We start from the raw sequence: 14,715 nt of genomic DNA on the forward strand, positions 1-14,715 counted from the left end.
CTAGCAGAGGAGCGGCCGGACAGGAACAGCCTAACTTGCGCCCGCACCCCTCGTCCGAACAGGCTGATCCGCATCCTGCACGTTCAGTGCATCGCAGGGGATACGCACGGTTATGGTGAAACGGGCACCGTTTTCGACCGTCACCTCGCCCCGCACATCCGAAAGATAGCGCCGCAGCAGGGAAATCGGCAGCGTGCCGTCGATCATCGACTCATCATTCGCGCCCTCGCCGCTCAAAGTCAGCAATACGTCCTCGTTCTGGCGACTAAGCGTGAATGTAGCGCCCTGTCCCGGTGGCACGATATCCACGGCGGCAAGCAGCATGTTGTAGCCGGCCCGGCGGATCAGGTCCTGTTGCGTGCACGGCAGATCGCCCGCGCCGCGATCCACCAGCGCGATGGAGATATCGGCAGGTTCGGTCACGCTGCGGCCCTGCTCCAACGTCAGATCGACGGCCTCCCGCAATGTCTTCACCGCAGCCGCGCGTATGCTTTCGGCGGGCAGGAAGGACAGCAGGGTTCCGCCACCGGGGAGCGGGTTGAGTTCGAGCACGCTCAGCACGTTCCCGTTGCGGGTCAGAGGAACCGTGATCGGCGTCCGCTCCGTCTGGTTGAGACGACCGACCACGTAGCTGAGCACCCGATCCCAGATCGGGGCGGGGCCGAAAGCCTGCCGACATTGGCGCAGAACCTCGTGAACCGCGCCCGCCGTGGACAGGTCCTCACGTTCGGAGCGCACGCCCGTCAGCTTGGAAAAACCCGTGCTGACAAATCCCGCCGCGCCGCTGATGTCGAAGATCAGATGCTCCCCCGGACGCGATTCCAAGGCGGCGGCACGCAAGGTCATCCCCTCACGGAACTGCTGCTCCAACGTCACGGCGGGAGTGATATCCTCCAACATGAAGGCGACCGCGCCCTGCGGATGCGGGCGGCCGACCACGCGCAGCGTTCGGCCGGATGGTTGCACCCACAACTCCGCAAATTCCTGGGTGCCCCCATCGCGCCCCAACGAGATCAGCCGCTCGCTCCACTGCCGAAAATCCTTTTGGTCAGGCAGGGTACGTCTTTCGCGCAGGCGGTTGAGAAACCCGCTCAATGTCGGACGCCCGGCCAGCCAAGCGGGATCGAGCCGCAGCAGATCGGCAAGCGCTGGGTTGAACAGCCCCAGTTCGCGATCACGGTCGAAAATCGCAAGTCCGATCGGTAGATGCGCAAAGGTTTCCGTCAACGTTTCGACAAATCGTCCCAACGCCGCCTCAGCCCGCATGATTCGCTCCGCGGCGAGGGCATATCCAAGGATGATCCCATCCTGCGAAGGGACCAGCGTGACGTCGAACCACAATGGCAGCGTTATGGTATCAGTCTGAATCGATATCCTGTGCTGTACCGGAACATCGCTCACCTTCAGCCGCTGCGCCTTCGCGGCGAGCAGCGCGGGCACCTCGGCCGGCATTCCCCTGCGTCGCATCGCGTCCGCGTTCGACCACAGGATTTCACCCTGCCCGTCCATGCGCCATTGCAGGTAGGGTGCATGTTCCAGCAAGTCCGATTGTCTTGCGGCCAGGTCGGCGGCAGCCACCGCAGCACCCTGTCTAGCCAGTGCGCGGCGTTCGTTCACAGAGGCATCTATCACGGAAACATAGGCCTGCGCCCCGCGCACGAAGCCCGAAATGTCCAGATACACATCGCCACCGCCGCCGCAGATCAGTTCGAAACCGACCCCGTCGGCAAGCAGGCGCGAAGTTGCCCGCAGCAGCTCAGCCTGCGATTCGGGGTGCATGTCGCGCGCATAGTCCTGCACCGTGACGACAGCGCCTCCCCCGATCAGCCCGCGCCGCGTCAACCGATACAGCGTCTCACGCCCGGCCACAGCGACATCGGACGTATCGCTACGCACGAGGCGCCACACGATCAGGGCGAGAGCCAGAGATGCGGTCATAGCAGCGGCAAGAAAACCCAGACCGGGCGTGAACGGCATGAAACGGCTCCGATTGATACGAGCCGTCAGCTTGCGCGGTGAGCCTTAACGAAGCGTTAAGGATGATCCGGATCGTTGCGGCTGTTCTGTCCCAGCGCCGCGCGTGAAGGGTCTGTCAGCGGTGCGATCATGTCGCGGGGCCACACCACATCGACCAGCGCGCCCGGCGCGCGCGCGAAGGTCGCACTTCCAACCTCGGCCCGGCGGCGCCCCGGCTCCGTAGCGTTGGTGAAGGTCAGGACAGCGCCGGATCGCTCCAGCAAGGTCTTGGCGATGAACAAACCCAGGCCCATCCCCTCATATCCCGGGCGCAGGGGGTTGCGACGCCTTCGGCGGGCCAGAAACGGATCGCCCAGCCGCCCGATGATGTCTTCGGGATAACCGGGCCCATCGTCACCAATCGCGATTCGCAACCGCTCCAGATCCCATGTCGCGTCGATCCAGACCGTGGAATGCGCGAAATCCACCGCGTTCTGGATCAGGTTGCGCAGGCCGTGCACCACTTCTGGCGTGCGAACGGTTCCGGGTTGGCCGATGACGCGCGATGTATCGGTCTGCCCGTCCAGCCGAACGATCACCTGCTTGCCGCGGTTCACATGCGGTTCTGCCGCCTCCTCGATCAAGGCTTCAAGCGGCACGTAATGCAGATGCAGGTCGTCCTTTCCGGCCCGGCCCATATCCGCCAGAATCACCCGACACCGGTCGGCCTGTTCGCGGATCAGATGCGCATCCTCGACCAGTTGCGGATCCGCATCCGGCAACAGGGCCAGATCCTCCGCCAGTTCCCCTGCCGCCAGCTTGATCGTGGCGAGAGGCGTGCCCAGTTCGTGCGCCGCCGCCGCCACGACCCCCCCGAGGGAGGAAAGCCGCTGTTCGCGCGACAGGGCCATTTGCGTCGCCACCAATGCCTCGGACATTGCCGCATTGTCGCCTGTCACCTTGACCGCGTAGATTCCGAAGAACAGCGTGAAGATCGACATCGCGAGCCACATCCCGAAGATATAGATATCCGGCAGATCGAATGCCTGCACGCCCGCGACCGTCAGCGGTCTGTACCAGAACATCAAAAGCGAGGTGAGCGCGATCGCCACCCCGCCCAGAAACGTGGTTTGCCGCACCGGCAGAGCCGTAGCCGCAATCACCACGGGTCCCACGATCAGAACCACGAACGGATTGGTCAAGCCGCCTGTCAGATGCAGCATCAGGGCAAGCTGGAACAGGTCGAACAACAGGATGCCGGCGATATATTCCGCCGACAGCCGCTTGTTTTCCGGCAGAACGATCGCACCGCCCAGATTGACGGCGACCGACAGCAGCACCACCGCAAGGCACAGCGCCAGCGGCAGGTCGATGCCCAGCGCGAATTGCGCAAACAGAACGGCCATGAACTGCCCGCCGATCGCGGCCCATCGCAGGCCGAGCACCGTGCGCAGTCGCAGCCAGTCATTGCCGGTCTGGGGTGTGTCGGGGAACAGCCAGTCTTTCATCTGTGATGGCCGTCCGGGTGGGCAAGGGACATGTCAATCAACCTCGCGCGGGGTCTACCGGACAGAGGCGAGGAACGCCGCCACCTCCGCCTGGCCGGTTTGCGTGCGATAGGACATGCGCGAACGGACGGAGTCGTCTCCGGTGAAATCCTGCAGGAACGCGGTCGGGTTCGAAATAAACTCGGCCAGGTTCGCCTGCGTCCAGACCAGCCCGGCATCCCGCGCGGCGAGCGTTCCCGGACTGTAATTGTAGTCGGGTTGGTACCCCGCCGGCTGTCCAATGATACCATAGAGGTTGGGGCCCGTGCGACCACGGCCCGCGATGTTCCTGCCGTCAGGCGCGGTGACGACGTGACAGGACTTGCACTGATCGAACGCCGATACGTCCTGTGCCGAAACCGGTGCCGACAGCATCGTTGCTGCCATGACTGCGTAAAGCATGTTCGTCTTCATCGGGTATCCTCCAAGCGGTACAGAGAACCTATATATATGTTTCACAAGGCTTTCATATAACCATTGCGCGAGCGGCGACGGCCCAAGCCGTCAGCAACCCCGAGGATGCGACGTGTCAGAATAACAGGGAAACGGGTGGTGCTATGCCGCGGCCCGCGCCAGGGCGCATTGGCTCCACAATGCGTGCAGCGCAGTCACAAGAGCATCGATATCGGCATCGTTGTGCAGCGGCGAGGGGGTGAAGCGCAGGCGCTCCGTCCCCTTGGGAACCGTCGGGTAGTTGATCGGCTGCACGTAGATGCCGTGATCCTGCATCAGGATATCGGCCAGCATCTTGCACTTCACCGGATCCTTCACCATGACGGGCACGATATGCGATGGATTGTCCAGATGGGGTATGCCCGCGCGATCCAGTGCCGCGCGCAAGCGGGCGACCTGACGTTGCTGGCGGGTGCGCAGGGCGACGCCCTCCTCCCCCTTGAGGGTCTGGATCGAGGCGACCGCCCCCGCCGCCACCGCAGGGGGCAGCGCCGTGGTAAAGATGAATCCCGATGCGAAGGAGCGGATGAAGTCCACCAATTCGACCGAGCCGGTGATATATCCGCCGACGACGCCGAACGCCTTGCCCAGCGTGCCCTCGATCAGGGTGACGCGGTCCGACAGGCCCTCACGCTCCGCTATGCCGCCGCCGCGTTTGCCGTAGAGGCCGACGGCGTGCACCTCATCCAGATAGGTCATCGCGCCGAACTGTTCAGCCACGTCGAGGATTTCGCCGATGGGGGCGATGTCACCGTCCATGGAATAGACGCTCTCGAATGCCACGACCTTGGGCGCATCGGGGTCCAGATCGGCAAGCTTGCGCTCCAGATCCCGCGGATCGTTATGCGCCCAGATCCGCTTCTCGCAGCGGGCGTGGCGAATGCCCTCGATCATGCTGGCGTGGTTGAACGCATCCGACAGGATCGTACAGCCGGGAAGCCGCGCGCCGAGCGTGCCCAGCGCCGCCCAGTTCGAGACATAGCCCGATGTGAACAGCAACGCACCGTCCTTGCCATGCAGATCGGCCAGTTCCCGTTCCAGCAGGACGTGACTGTGATTTGTTCCCGAGATGTTGCGCGTGCCCCCGGCACCCGCGCCGCATTGGTCGATTGCGGCGTGCATGGCGGCGATCACCTCGGGGTGCTGGCCCATGCCCAGATAGTCGTTGCCGCACCATACCGTGACCTCGTCCGCGCCGGCGCCGTGGTTCTTCGCCCTGGGATAGGCGCCTCGGTGGCGCTCCAACTCGGCGAAGACACGATAGTTGCCGTCTGACTTGAGCGCGTCGAGTTGCGTGCGAAATAGCTGGTCGTAATCCATGGTCCGTCTCGTCCCTTGCGGCGCCGCCAAGCCCGACACCCTTTGTCATTCAGTGGTCTAGGCGAATTTATGCTTCGTGAAAAGCGCCCCGATGCCGCATCTGTTCCTTTTCACTGCGCCACCCGGCACTGCGCGGTCAAGGTTTAGAGTAGTTTGAGACCAAACGTATTGATCTGGATCTAGTTGGACAAACGTCGTGACGCGACGTCCCGCATGGGGCGTCTGGTCGCGCCGGTGCCGCCAAGTTGGGGGTGGACCCTCTATCAGCGCTGTTCCATATCTGACGCTGATTTTCATCGATGGAGCGCCGAAATGACCGAAAAACCACTGCTTCGTGCGCTCAAGGGCGAAACCCTGCCGGTGCCACCGGTCTGGATGATGCGACAGGCGGGGCGCTATCTGCCCGAATACCGCGCGACGCGGGCGCAGGCGGGCAGCTTTCTCGATCTGTGCTACAATCCCGAACTTGCCGCCGAGGTCACGTTGCAACCCTTGCGCCGCTATTCCTTCGACGCGGCGATCCTGTTCGCGGACATTCTGCTGGTGCCGCAGGCGCTGGGGGCGGATCTGACCTTTGTTCAGGGTGAGGGGCCGCGCCTGTCCACCATAACCAGCGCCGCCGATCTGGCCAAGCTGGGTCCGGTGGAGGATATCGACGAGGTCCTTTCCCCGATTTACGAAACGGTGAAGCTGCTGCGCCGCGAATTGCCCGCCGACGTGCCGCTGATCGGCTTCGCAGGGGCGCCGTGGACCGTCGCGACCTACATGATCGCGGGCAAGGGCACCCCGGATCAGGCCCCCGCGCGAAGGTTGATGTATGGCGATCCCGCCACGTTCGAGGCGCTGCTGGACCGGATCACCGAGGCGACGATCCACTATCTGCTGCAACAGATCGACGCGGGCGCCGAGGTGGTCAAGCTCTTCGACAGTTGGGCCGGCGCGCTGCCCGGTCCGGTCTTCGCGAAATACGCCATAGCTCCGGCCAAGCGCATCGTGGACGCGATTCGCGCGAAACATCCCGACGTGCCGATCATCGGCTTTCCCCGCATGGCGGGCGGCAACTACCTGCCCTATGTGCAGGCGACGGGCGTGCAATGCGTGGCGCTGGATACCTCCGTCGATCCCGCCTGGGCCGCGCGTGAATTGCAGCCGCATACCTGTGTGCAGGGCAATCTGGATCCGCTGTTGCTGGTTCAGGGCGGCGATGCATTGACCAAGGCGGCCAAGGCCGTGGTCGAAGGATTCTCGGGCGGGCCGCATATCTTCAATCTGGGGCATGGCATCACCCCGGATGCGGATCCGGACAATGTGCACCGTATGCTGGAGGCCGTGCGCGGCTGAGCTGCCCCATGGGGTTTCGTTAACCCCTCCTTAACCATGAGGGAACGATCCTGCCCCGGAACGGGAGGATCAGCATGGTCGCGCGCGCCTACACAGTCGCCTTTCACGGGGTGGAGGCCCGCCGCGTCGAGGTGCAATGCGCGCTCAGCGCCGGTCTGCCTGCCTTCCACCTCGTCGGCCTGCCGGACAAGGCGGTGAGCGAGGCGAAGGAGCGTGTGCGCGCCGCGATGACCTCCATGGGGCTGGCGATGCCGTCAAAGCGGATCACCGTGAACCTGTCCCCTGCCGATTTGCCGAAGGAAGGCCCCCATTTCGACCTGCCCATCGCCCTGAGCCTGCTGGCCGCGATGGACGTGATTCCACAGGACGCGGTGGAGGGGTTTCTGGCGATGGGTGAACTTTCGCTCGACGGCTCCACCGTGCCAGTCATCGGTGCGCTGCCTGCGGCCATGGCCGCGGCGGAGGCGGAATGCGGGCTGATCTGCCCCGAGGCCTGCGGGGCGGAGGCCGCGTGGGTTGGCGCGGTTCAGGTGCTGGCGACGCCCTCGCTGCTTGCCATCGTGAACCATTTCAACGGGCGCGCGATCCTGCCTGCGGCGCAGGCCGGCATGGTTTCGGATCGCGGCGTTGTGGCGGACATGGCCGATGTGAAGGGGCAGGAGCGGGCGAAGCGCGCGCTGGAAATCGCCGCCGCCGGGCGGCACCACATGATCATGGTCGGGGAACCGGGATCGGGTAAATCCATGCTCGCCGCGCGTCTGCCCGGCATCCTGCCCGACCTGACCCCGGCGGAGGCGCTGGACACCTCGATGATCCTGTCGCTCGCCGGTCAGATCGAGGAGGGTGGAATCTCGCGCCGCCGCCCGTTCCGCACCCCGCATCACACCGCATCCATGGCCGCCATCGTGGGCGGCGGCAGGCGTGCCGGTCCGGGGGAGATCAGTCTGGCCCATAACGGTGTGCTGTTCATGGACGAGTTCCCGGAATTTCCGCGTCAGGTCCTCGAAACCCTGCGCCAGCCCATCGAGACCGGCGACGTGGTCGTCGCCCGCGCAAACGCCCATGCCAGATATCCCTGCCGGTTCATGCTGGTGGCCGCCGCCAACCCGTGCCGCTGCGGCTATCTGCCGGATCCGTCCCGCGCGTGTTCCAAGGCGCCGGTCTGCGGGCAGGATTATCTCGGCCGTATCTCCGGCCCGCTGATGGATCGGTTCGACATCCGCATCGACGTGTCCCCGGTGGCGGTTGGTGACCTGTCGGACAGCACGCCGGGGGAAAGCAGCGCCACCGTCGCCGCCCGCATCGCCGCCGCACGACAGGTTCAGGCCGCCCGTTTCGCGAAGCTGGACGCCACCACCAATGCCGATGCGGAGGGCGATCTGCTCGACCGGATCGCCACACCCGACGCGGCGGGCAAGGAGCTGCTGACCCGCGTCGCGGACAAGCACCGGCTGACCGCGCGTGGCTATCATCGTATCCTGCGCGTGGCGCGCACCATCGCGGATTTGTCCGGGGTGGAGGTCGTCGGGCGGGACCACGTGGCGGAGGCCGTCGCCTACAGGCTGGCGATCTGAGGCGCTGGCTTAGAAGAAGCTCTGCGGGTCAATATCTATCGCGATCCGGTAGTTGGGCCGCGGCACTACGCCCTCCACCCACCGGGCCAGAACGGATTGCAAAGGCAGCCCCTTGGGCGCCTTGACCAGCAACCGAACCCGCGTTCGACCACGGATTCGCGCGACCGGCGCGGGGGCGGGGCCGAACAGTTGCGCCCCGGCCTGAGTCAGGACACCCGCGCGGGCGGCGAGCGCGCGGGCCAGATCGAAGGTCTCCCGCTCCTCCGGCCCGCTGACGATGATCCCGGCCATTCGCCCGAACGGCGGGGCACCTGCGGCCTGACGCTCCGCCGCCTCGGCCTGCCAGAACGCTTCCTCATCCCCCCCCAGGATCGCCTGGATTACCGGATGCTGGGGCTGATGGCTCTGCACCATGGCCAGACCGGCCTTGTCCGCGCGCCCTGCCCGGCCCGCGACCTGCCGGATCAACTGAAACGTCCGCTCGGCGGCGCGCAGCTCACCCCCCTGCAATCCCAGATCGGCGTCAATCACGCCGACAAGGGTCAACAGCGGGAAGTTGTGCCCCTTGGCGACCATTTGCGTTCCGATGACGATATCCGCGCCGCCATTCGCGATCTCCTCGATGCGTTGCTTCAGGGCGCGTGCGCTCATTGTGATATCGGAGGAAAGAACCGCCATGCGCGCCTCGGGGAAGCGACGCTCGACCTCCTCGGCCAGACGCTCGACCCCCGGACCCAGCGCGGCCATGTGATCGGCACTGCCGCAGGCCGGGCATTCGACAGGGATCGGCTTGGTGGCACCGCACTGATGGCACATCAGCCGGTTCAGGAACCTGTGTTCCACCATCCGCGCATCGCAATCGTCGCAGCCGATCTGATGCCCGCAGGCGCGGCACAGGGTCAGGGGGGCGTAGCCGCGACGGTTGAGAAACAGCAGGCTCTGCTCCCCTGCCGCCACGCGCGTGCGCACGGCATCGGCCAGCGGATCGGATATCCACGAGTCGCGTTCCAGCGGATCGACGCGCAGATCCACCGCCCGCATTTCGGGCAGCACCGCCGCGCCGAACCGTTCCGTCAGGTCGAGCCGGGCGTACTTGCCTGCCCGCGCGTTCACCCAGCTTTCCAGCGACGGCGTGGCCGAGGCGAGCACCACCTGCGCCCCGCTGAGGGACGCGCGCAACACCGCCATGTCTCGCGCGTTGTACAAGACACCCTCTTCCTGCTTGTAGGAGCTGTCATGTTCCTCATCCACGATGATCAGGCCCAGATCGGTGAATGGCAGGAACAATGCGGACCGGGCCCCCACGACCAGCCGCGCGCGCCCCTCCGCGATGCCCGTCCACGCCCGCCTGCGGCCCGCCTGGGTGACGCCGGAATGCCACTCGGCCGGGGCCGCACCGAACCGGGCCTCGACCCGCGCCATGAATTCCCCCGTCAGGGCGATTTCGGGCAGCAGGACAAGAACCTGACGCCCGGCGCGCAGGCATTCGGCGGCAGCCTCCAGATAGACCTCCGTCTTGCCCGACCCCGTCACGCCCTTCAGCAATGTGGTGCCATAGGTCCGGCTGCGCACGGCGTCGCACAGCACCGTGCTGGCATGGCGCTGATCGGCCGACAGATCCTTGGACGGCAGGTCGGGGTTCAACATCGGGAACGGCGCATCGCGGGGGGCGGCCTCGCTTTGCAGCACGCCCTGCGCCTCAAGCCCCTTTACGACGGAGGAGGTCACGCCGACCAGTCCGGCCAGCTCAGACGGGGCGAAGCCCATGCCCTCGTGTTCGTCGAGAAAAGCAATCACCCGCTCCCGCGCATCGGTCATCCGGGTCGGGCGTTCATCGGTCAGGCGGACGATGCGCCGCTTGCCCGGTGGATCGCCAAGGCCCGGCACACGGGTCGCCAGACGCAGGATCGCGGTCAGCGGTGTCATCGTATAATCGGCGACGCGGATTATGAATTCGCGCATTGTGCCGCTCATCGGTGGCACGTCGAGCACGGTGCCGATCTCACGTATCTTGCCCGGATCGTAATCGCCGGCACCCGGCCCCCAGATTACCCCCTTCACCCGGCGCGGCCCGAGGGGAACGCTGACAAACGCCCCCACGCGGATGCCGCCCTCGGGCACCCGGTAATCCAGTGTACGGCCCGGCATGTCGGGCGTCAGGACGGAGGCCAGCGCACCTGCCTCCAGAAATTCGATGGGCTCGCTCATGCCTGCCCAGTATCACGGTGCGACGATCAGGCAAACGGTTCACGAACGGCACTTGCGCGATGTCTCACGGCTTGGGTTTGCGTTCCGTTGCGGCTGATGTAAGGTCCGCGCGAAATGACCCTTGCAGGAATATGCGCCATGAAATTCTTCGTCGATACCGCCGATGTCGCAGCGATCTCCGAGCTCAACGATCTGGGCTTCGTGGACGGTGTCACCACCAACCCCTCGCTGATCATGAAATCGGGGCGTGACATCCTCGAAGTCACCAAGGAGATCTGCGATCTGATCGACGGCCCCGTCTCCGCCGAGGTGACCGCGACCGAGGCTGACGACATGATCGCCGAGGGTCGCAAGCTGGCCAAGATCGCTGACAATATCGCGGTGAAGGTGCCGTTGACCTGGGCCGGGCTGAAAACCTGCAAAACGCTGACGGATGAGGGCCGCATGGTCAACGTGACGCTGTGTTTCTCCGCCAATCAGGCGTTGCTGGCGGCAAAGGCGGGGGCGAGCTTCATCTCCCCCTTCATCGGGCGTCTGGACGATATCAACATCGACGGCATCGACCTGATCGCGGATATCCGCACGATCTATGACAATTACGGCTACGGCACGGAAATTCTGGCCGCGTCCATCCGCACCGTGAACCATGTCAGCGACTGCGCGCGCATCGGTGCCGACGTGATCACCGCACCGCCCGAGGTTCTGAAAAAGCTGGCCTCCCACCCGCTGACCGATGCGGGTCTGGCCAGCTTCATGGCCGATTGGGCGAAAACCGGGCAGAAGATCCTCTGATATGGACCGCGCCGCGATCCGTGACCTGATCCTCGAAGATCCCGCGCTCGTCCTGGATGACGGGGACGTGATGCGCGCCCTCGTCGCGGCACAGGACCATGGCGACGGGCGCATCACCGACTTGCGCGGGGTGCTGGTCGATCGGTTGGAGGGGCGTTTGGGTGAGTTGGAGCAGACGCACCGAACAGTGATTGCGGCCGCCTATGAAAACCTGTCCGGCACGCAGCAGATACACCGCGCCGTGATGGAGATTCTGGCACCGACAGATTTCGCAGGGTTCCTGGCCGCGATGACCGGCCCGGTGGCGGACATTCTGACCGTGGATACCGTGCGGCTGGCATTGGAATTGTCGCCGGAGGAGCGGGCGATCGCGAATGCACGCGGCATTGTCGCGCTGCCAATCGGCGGGGTCGACAGCTATGTCGGCGCCATGCGCGACCGCGATCCTGCCCGCATCACGCTGCGCCCCACCGGGCCGACCGCCACCGCCGTGTTCGAGGAACAGACCCTGCGCATCCGCTCCGAAGCGCTGATGCGTCTGGATTTGGGTGAGGGACGCCGGGCCGCGATGCTGGTCTTCGGCTCGGGCGATCTGGACCGGTTCGCACCGGATCAGGGCACCGATTTGCTGGAGTTCTTCACCGGCTGCTTCGAACGCTCCGTCCGCCGCTGGCTGGCGTGAGCGGGCAACGGTCCTGCGGCACCGATGGCGCGATGGCGCTTCTGTCCCGCTGGATCGATCAGATCGTCGCGGTGCGCGGGCAGTCGCCACGCACGGCCGAAAGTTACCGCCACGACGTCGCGCGCTATCTGGGATTTCTCAACCTGCATCGGGGCGCACCTGTCGGGCGGAACGGGCTGGGTGAGGTAACATCCCCCGAAATGCGCGCATGGATCGCCCATCTGCGCGCCGAGGGTTTGTCGGCACGGTCCGCCGCACGTGCCCTGTCCGCCGTAAAGAGCTTCCACCGCTGGCTGGCGGAGGTCGAAAACCTCGACGCGACGGCGGTCATGGCCACCCGCGCGCCCCGGATCAAGTCCGGCCTGCCCCGGCCCCTCAGCACGGAGGCGGCCCGCGCGGTGATCGCGGACACGCGGCCCGCTCATGTCAAACCCTGGATTGCCGCCCGCGATACGGCCGTGCTGACACTGCTCTACGCCTGCGGATTGCGGATATCCGAGGCGCTGGGCCTGTCGCAATCCGATGCCCCCTTGGGCGACTCGATCCGCATCATCGGCAAGGGGAACAAGGAACGGCAGGTTCCCGTCCTGCCCGTCGCGCGCGACGCGGTGGAGGCTTACCGCGCGATTTGCCCCCTGCCCGTCACGGCGGAGGACGCCCTGTTTCTGGGGGTGAGAGGCGGGCGGCTGTCGAGTTCGGTCGTCCAGAAACGCATGTCCGACCTTCGCATCCAGCTGGGCCTGCCATCCTCCGCCACGCCCCATGCGCTGCGCCATTCATTCGCCACGCATTTGCTGGAGGCCGGCGGGGATCTTCGCGCGATCCAGACCCTGCTCGGCCATGCGTCCCTGTCGAGCACACAGATCTACACCTCGCTGGATCAGACCCGCTTGATGGACATTTACGATGCCGCGAAGAAAAAGCCCGGTGGCTGACCCGGCGCTTAACTGCGAAATCGGGCGCCTAACCCTTGCAGAATCGTGCGCACAACCGGTCCTGAGAATATAATTGCCGCGCGCCCCCTGGTTAAGCGCGACTTATGCAGAAAACTACAAGATTTCCTTGCCCCGGCGCGTGGAGTGCGGAAGCTGGCATGAACGACACCCGCCACAGGAGAAGTCCCGATGTTCAAATCGCTTACATTCCTCGCCCTGGGCGCCAGCCTGCTGGTGAGCGCCGCTGCCGCGCAGGATTTGCCCGATCTCGACGGGCGGACCATCACGGTCGTGACCGAAAACGCCTATCCGCCCCTGCAATTCGTCGATCCCGCCACGGGTGAGGCGATCGGATGGGAATACGATGCGATGGCCGAGATCGCGTCCCGCCTGAACGCGACCGTCGAGATTGAGAACACTTCCTGGGACGCGATGATCCCCGCTGTGTCCGAAGGTCAGTACGACATGGGCATGACCGGCATCACCATTCGCGAGGACAGGGCGGAAGTCGTCGATTTCTCCGATCCCTACATGCGATCCGAGATGTTCATGCTGGTGCGCGCGGACGAAGACCGCTTCACCGATGCATCCAGCTTCGCCGCGTTGGAGGATGGACTGGTCGGCGCCCAGCCGGGCACGACCCCCTTCTACGTCGCGGTCTATGACGTGCTGGACGGGGATGAGAGCAATTCACGCATCAAACTGTTTGAGACCTTCGGCGCGGGGGTGCAGGCCCTGCGGGCAGGCGATGTCGATATGGTGCTGACCGACGGCACGGCTGGCAACGGCTATGTCGCGGCGAACCCGGAGGTGTTCAAGCTGATCGGCGAACCGCTCGGCTCCGAGGATTTCGGGTTCATCTTTCCGCGCGGGTCCGATCTGGTCGCACCGGTCAACGCCGCGATTGCGGCGATGAAGGCCGATGGCACGATGGACACGCTCAACACGAAATGGTTCCTCGACTACAAGATGGGCGGCTAGGCCCGGCCCGGGTCCGTTGCCGGAGGCACGGACCCGGTCAAACCCTCAACGGTACGAGCATACATGCCCCCCAGCCCACAGGATCGCGACTTTCCGTGGTGGCTCGTCGCAGCCATCGCAATCGCCATGCTCATCACGTGGCAGATCGTGGCGGACGATCTGTATTCACAGATCTTCGCGACGGTCCTCAAGGGGGTGAGGATCACGGCCTTTGTCACCGTGGTGGCGTTTCTGGCGGCCGCCGCTATCGGTCTGGTACTGGCAACCATGAGCCTGTCGCGATTCCTGGTCCTGCGGCAGATCGCACGATTCTACATCGAAATCGTGCGCGGCATCCCGATATTGGTGCTGCTGTTCTACATCGCGTTCGTCGGCGCGCCCGCGCTGGTGATCGCGGTAAACACTGTGATCGAGCCGCTGGGCCTCGATCCGATGCGCACCCGCGACCTGTCCTTGATGTGGCGCGCGATCCTGGCGCTGACCATCGGCTATTCCGCCTTCATCGCGGAGGTGTTCCGCGCGGGTATTCAATCGGTCGATCCGGGTCAGTCCGAGGCGGCCAAGGCGCTGGGGTTCAGCGGCTGGCAACGGTTTCGCCTGATCGTGTTTCCCCAGGCCCTGCGCACGATTCTGCCGCCGCTGGGAAATGATTTCATTGCCCTGATCAAGGACAGCTCACTCGTTTCCGTTTTGGGGGTCGCGGATGTCACGCAATTGGGCAAGATTTACGCCTCGGGGTCATTCAGATACATGGAAACCTACAATATCGTCGCCGTGATCTATCTGATGATGACAATCGGCCTCAGCCTCGCCCTGCGCGCGTTGGAGCGTCGCTTGCGACAGACACCGGCCAAGCTATCTGGCAAGAAGTGAGATTAAGCGGTTTCAGGCGCCACCCGCCCCTGTTAGCCTGCACGACAATCGAG

At 64.9% G+C, this 14,715-nt stretch carries 12 protein-coding genes; 7 read left to right on the plus strand and 5 right to left on the minus strand.

Annotation, left to right across the window (positions count from 1 at the left end; translation table 11 throughout):
- Positions 1–30: 30 nt before the first annotated feature.
- The 4 genes from H1S03_RS11030 to hemA all read right to left on the minus strand — a co-directional run bounded on the left by H1S03_RS11030 (position 31) and on the right by hemA (position 5,276).
- Positions 31–1,977, minus strand: coding sequence for a PAS-domain containing protein (locus tag H1S03_RS11030; RefSeq protein ID WP_185804484.1), 1,947 nt, complete (start codon positions 1,975–1,977; stop codon positions 31–33).
- 56 nt (positions 1,978–2,033) lie between these two features.
- Positions 2,034–3,464, minus strand: coding sequence for a sensor histidine kinase RegB (regB, locus tag H1S03_RS11035; RefSeq protein WP_185804485.1), 1,431 nt, complete (start codon positions 3,462–3,464; stop codon positions 2,034–2,036).
- 54 nt (positions 3,465–3,518) lie between these two features.
- Positions 3,519–3,917, minus strand: a complete 399-nt coding sequence (locus H1S03_RS11040) for a c-type cytochrome (RefSeq protein WP_185804486.1) — start codon at positions 3,915–3,917, stop codon at positions 3,519–3,521.
- A 141-nt stretch (positions 3,918–4,058) separates the two neighbouring features.
- Complete coding sequence (hemA, locus tag H1S03_RS11045; RefSeq protein WP_185804487.1) at positions 4,059–5,276, minus strand: 5-aminolevulinate synthase; 1,218 nt, start codon at positions 5,274–5,276, stop codon at positions 4,059–4,061.
- A 312-nt stretch (positions 5,277–5,588) separates the two neighbouring features.
- Here hemA and hemE point away from each other — a divergent pair, with 312 nt between their 5' ends.
- Both hemE and H1S03_RS11055 read left to right on the plus strand, forming a co-directional pair.
- On the plus strand, positions 5,589–6,617 hold the full coding sequence (gene hemE / locus H1S03_RS11050) for a uroporphyrinogen decarboxylase (protein ID WP_185804488.1): 1,029 nt from the start codon (positions 5,589–5,591) through the stop codon (positions 6,615–6,617).
- Between the two features lie 74 nt (positions 6,618–6,691).
- Entirely contained in the window at positions 6,692–8,191 is a 1,500-nt protein-coding gene (locus tag H1S03_RS11055) for a YifB family Mg chelatase-like AAA ATPase (protein WP_185804489.1), read from the plus strand.
- Positions 8,192–8,200: 9 nt separating this feature from the next.
- Here H1S03_RS11055 and H1S03_RS11060 read toward each other — a convergent pair whose 3' ends face one another.
- A complete protein-coding gene (locus tag H1S03_RS11060) occupies positions 8,201–10,399 on the minus strand; it encodes a primosomal protein N' (RefSeq protein ID WP_185804490.1) in 2,199 nt (732 codons plus the stop codon).
- Positions 10,400–10,537: 138 nt separating this feature from the next.
- Between H1S03_RS11060 and fsa the strand changes: the two genes are divergently transcribed.
- From fsa to H1S03_RS11085, 5 genes are all read left to right on the plus strand, one after another.
- Entirely contained in the window at positions 10,538–11,191 is a 654-nt protein-coding gene (gene fsa, locus H1S03_RS11065) for a fructose-6-phosphate aldolase (RefSeq protein WP_185804491.1), read from the plus strand.
- Position 11,192: 1 nt separating this feature from the next.
- Positions 11,193–11,873: a DUF484 family protein gene (locus H1S03_RS11070; RefSeq protein WP_185804492.1), complete on the plus strand. Its 681-nt coding sequence runs from the start codon at positions 11,193–11,195 to the stop codon at positions 11,871–11,873.
- Positions 11,870–12,808 (plus strand): tyrosine recombinase XerC, encoded by a 939-nt coding sequence (locus tag H1S03_RS11075; RefSeq protein WP_347339228.1) that lies wholly within the window; start codon positions 11,870–11,872, stop codon positions 12,806–12,808. The genes H1S03_RS11070 and H1S03_RS11075 overlap by 4 nt, the downstream gene beginning before the upstream one ends.
- A gap of 189 nt (positions 12,809–12,997) precedes the next feature.
- Positions 12,998–13,789: a transporter substrate-binding domain-containing protein gene (locus tag H1S03_RS11080; RefSeq protein WP_185804493.1), complete on the plus strand. Its 792-nt coding sequence runs from the start codon at positions 12,998–13,000 to the stop codon at positions 13,787–13,789.
- A gap of 63 nt (positions 13,790–13,852) precedes the next feature.
- The gene (locus tag H1S03_RS11085) at positions 13,853–14,662 is read left to right on the plus strand and encodes an amino acid ABC transporter permease (RefSeq protein WP_185804494.1); all 810 of its coding nucleotides are present in this window, start codon (positions 13,853–13,855) and stop codon (positions 14,660–14,662) included.
- The last annotated feature ends 53 nt before the right edge of the window (positions 14,663–14,715 follow it).

Source organism: Pontivivens nitratireducens, from assembly GCF_014235845.1.
In the GTDB taxonomy this organism is placed as follows: Bacteria; Pseudomonadota; Alphaproteobacteria; order Rhodobacterales; family Rhodobacteraceae; genus Pontivivens; species Pontivivens nitratireducens.

Excerpts from the sequence above, each read along its gene's own strand:
- H1S03_RS11030 (WP_185804484.1), bottom strand. The coding sequence starts at position 1,977 with ATGCCGTTCACGCCCGGTCTGGGTTTTCTTGCCGCTGCTATGACCGCA.
- regB (WP_185804485.1), bottom strand. The coding sequence starts at position 3,464 with ATGAAAGACTGGCTGTTCCCCGACACACCCCAGACCGGCAATGACTGG.
- H1S03_RS11040 (WP_185804486.1), bottom strand. The coding sequence starts at position 3,917 with ATGAAGACGAACATGCTTTACGCAGTCATGGCAGCAACGATGCTGTCG.
- hemA (WP_185804487.1), bottom strand. The coding sequence starts at position 5,276 with ATGGATTACGACCAGCTATTTCGCACGCAACTCGACGCGCTCAAGTCA.
- hemE (WP_185804488.1), top strand. The coding sequence starts at position 5,589 with ATGACCGAAAAACCACTGCTTCGTGCGCTCAAGGGCGAAACCCTGCCG.
- H1S03_RS11055 (WP_185804489.1), top strand. The coding sequence starts at position 6,692 with ATGGTCGCGCGCGCCTACACAGTCGCCTTTCACGGGGTGGAGGCCCGC.
- H1S03_RS11060 (WP_185804490.1), bottom strand. The coding sequence starts at position 10,399 with ATGAGCGAGCCCATCGAATTTCTGGAGGCAGGTGCGCTGGCCTCCGTC.
- fsa (WP_185804491.1), top strand. The coding sequence starts at position 10,538 with ATGAAATTCTTCGTCGATACCGCCGATGTCGCAGCGATCTCCGAGCTC.
- H1S03_RS11070 (WP_185804492.1), top strand. The coding sequence starts at position 11,193 with ATGGACCGCGCCGCGATCCGTGACCTGATCCTCGAAGATCCCGCGCTC.
- H1S03_RS11080 (WP_185804493.1), top strand. The coding sequence starts at position 12,998 with ATGTTCAAATCGCTTACATTCCTCGCCCTGGGCGCCAGCCTGCTGGTG.
- H1S03_RS11085 (WP_185804494.1), top strand. The coding sequence starts at position 13,853 with ATGCCCCCCAGCCCACAGGATCGCGACTTTCCGTGGTGGCTCGTCGCA.